This window comes from Streptomyces sp. SID10853 (genome assembly GCF_010548145.1).
GTDB lineage: Bacteria > Actinomycetota > Actinomycetes > Streptomycetales > Streptomycetaceae > Streptomyces.
This window is the reverse complement of the sequence record NZ_JAAGLN010000455.1, coordinates 1-2,066: the sequence shown is the minus strand read 5'-3', so window position 1 is coordinate 2,066 and position 2,066 is coordinate 1. Positions and strand designations below refer to the sequence as shown.

The following is a 2,066-nucleotide window of genomic DNA, read 5'->3' as shown; positions in this document are numbered from 1 at the left end:
CCTGGTTCACCCACAAGCCCACGGTCGCCACCGCGGCCCAGCCGAAGGTCGAAGAGGCAGGCGCCATCGCCACCCCGACACCGACCCCGAGCCTGCCACCGCCCGCGGCGAGCGTCGCCCCGCCCACCCCGTCAGCACCCGCCAACCCGGACGCGGGCAACAGCGGCGGCGGAAACGGCGGAGGCGGAGGCGGCGGAGGTGCGCCCAAGAAGAAGGCGGATCCGGCGAACACCAAGCACGTGTCGCTCAAGAACACGGGCACCAAGCTCTGCGCCGAACTCCCCGGCAGGGACAAGGGCAAGATCAACGGCTGGGTCATCGAGAACGACTGCAACTACACGGACGCGGACAACCAGGTCTGGGACCTGGAGGTGCGCTACTCGCACGGCGGCCCGCACAACAACAGCCTCTTCCAGATCCGCAACATCAAGGACAAACTCTGCATGGACCTGGGCGAATTCGGCGCCAGGCCCGCAGGAACCGGGGTCGCCGAGTTCACCTGCAACGGCACCAAGCAGGACAACCAGCTGTGGTGGCTCGACAAGCAGCGCGACGATCACTACCTGATCCGCAACTACGCGAGCCACGACCTCTGCCTGAAGTCGACGCAGAACGGTCCGGACAACAAGCAGGGTGACGACGACGACAACGAGCTCCTGATCGGGCGGTGCGACCTCCAGGACGCCCATGAGTGGGCCATCGTCCAGGTGCCCAAGGACGCGTGATCCGGCCGGGACCGGTGGGCGGCGGCCGGTGAACGTCCGACGGGCGGCCCGCGGGCGGCCGCTGAGCGGCCGATGAGCGAAGAGCGGGCGGCGGGTGAGCGGGTGAGCGGGTGAGAACCAGCCGCCCGTGCACCGCCACCCGGCCAGCGCCGCCGGCCACCCTTCACCCGCCGGGCATCACCAGCCGCCGTTCACCGGCCGGACGTCAACCGGCCACCGTTCACCGGCCAGGCGTCAACCGGCCGACCGGCCGGGCGTCACCAGCCACCGTTCACCCGCCAGGCATCACCAGCCGCCGTTCACCGGCCGGACGTCACCAGCCGCCGTCGTCCAGGACCAGCCGTCCGGCCTTGCGGTACTCGCGCTGCGCGCCCGCCAGCAGGTCGGCGGATGTGACCGGTGAGCCCCGCCCCGCTGCCGCGTAGGCGGCGGTGACCACGGCACTGCGGATCGAACCGCCCGCCAGCTCGAACTCCTTGGCGCACCGGCCGGGATCGATGTCGTCCGTGCACGGCACATGCACCAGGCTGTGCTGCCACAGCGCCAGCCGCTGGGCGACATCGGGGAACGGGAAGTCGACGATCAGGTCCAGGCGCCGGGTGAACGCCTCGTCGATATTGGCCCGCAGGTTGGTGGTCAGCAGCACGATGCCGTCGAAGGACTCCAGGCGCTGGAGCAGATAGGCGCTCTCCAGGTTCGCGTAGCGGTCGTTCGAGCTGGTCACCTGCGAGCGCTTGCCGAAGACGGCGTCCGCCTCGTCGAAGAGCAGCACGGCATCCGTACGGTCGGCCTCGGCGAAGATCCGTTCCAGGTTCTTCTCGGTCTCGCCGATGTACTTGTCGACCACCGATGACAGCTGCACGACGTAGAGATCGAGGCCGAGTTCGGCCGCGACCACCTCGGCCGACAGCGTCTTGCCGGTCCCCGAGTCACCCGCGAACAGCGCCAGCGCACCGCGCCCGCGCCCGCCGCCGGCGCTCAGCCGCCAGTCGCCGAGTACCCGGTCGCGGTGGCGGGCACGGAGGGCCAGCTCGTGCAGCTGCGCCAGCGGCCGTTCGGGCAGCACCAGGTCGTCCCAGGTCACGTCCGGTCTGATCCGACGGGCGTGCTGTTCGAGCCCGGAGGCGGACTGCTGCCGGGCGGCCAGCCGCAGATGCGCGGCGGACAACTCCACGCCGTCGAAGGCAGCGAGGTCCAGCGCCGCACGCGCGGTACGGCGGATACGGTCACCGCCCAGCCGGTACGGCGCGACGACGGGCGCCAGATCGAAGCCGAGGGAGGGCGTGCCGGCGGGCTCGTCCGCACCACCCGCGCCGTCCGCACCCGCCGCGTCCGTGAGGC

At 71.1% G+C, this 2,066-nt stretch carries 2 protein-coding genes; one reads left to right on the top strand and one right to left on the bottom strand.

Features of this window, described 5'->3' with window-relative positions:
* A partial coding sequence (locus G3I19_RS36250) for an RICIN domain-containing protein (RefSeq protein ID WP_164267910.1) occupies window positions 1-725 on the top strand: 725 nt, incomplete at its 5' end.
* Window positions 726-1,038: 313 nt separating this feature from the next.
* Here G3I19_RS36250 and G3I19_RS36245 read toward each other — a convergent pair.
* Window positions 1,039-2,066 (bottom strand): ATP-binding protein (locus tag G3I19_RS36245; RefSeq protein WP_239075057.1); only part of this gene is annotated, 1,028 nt, incomplete at its 5' end.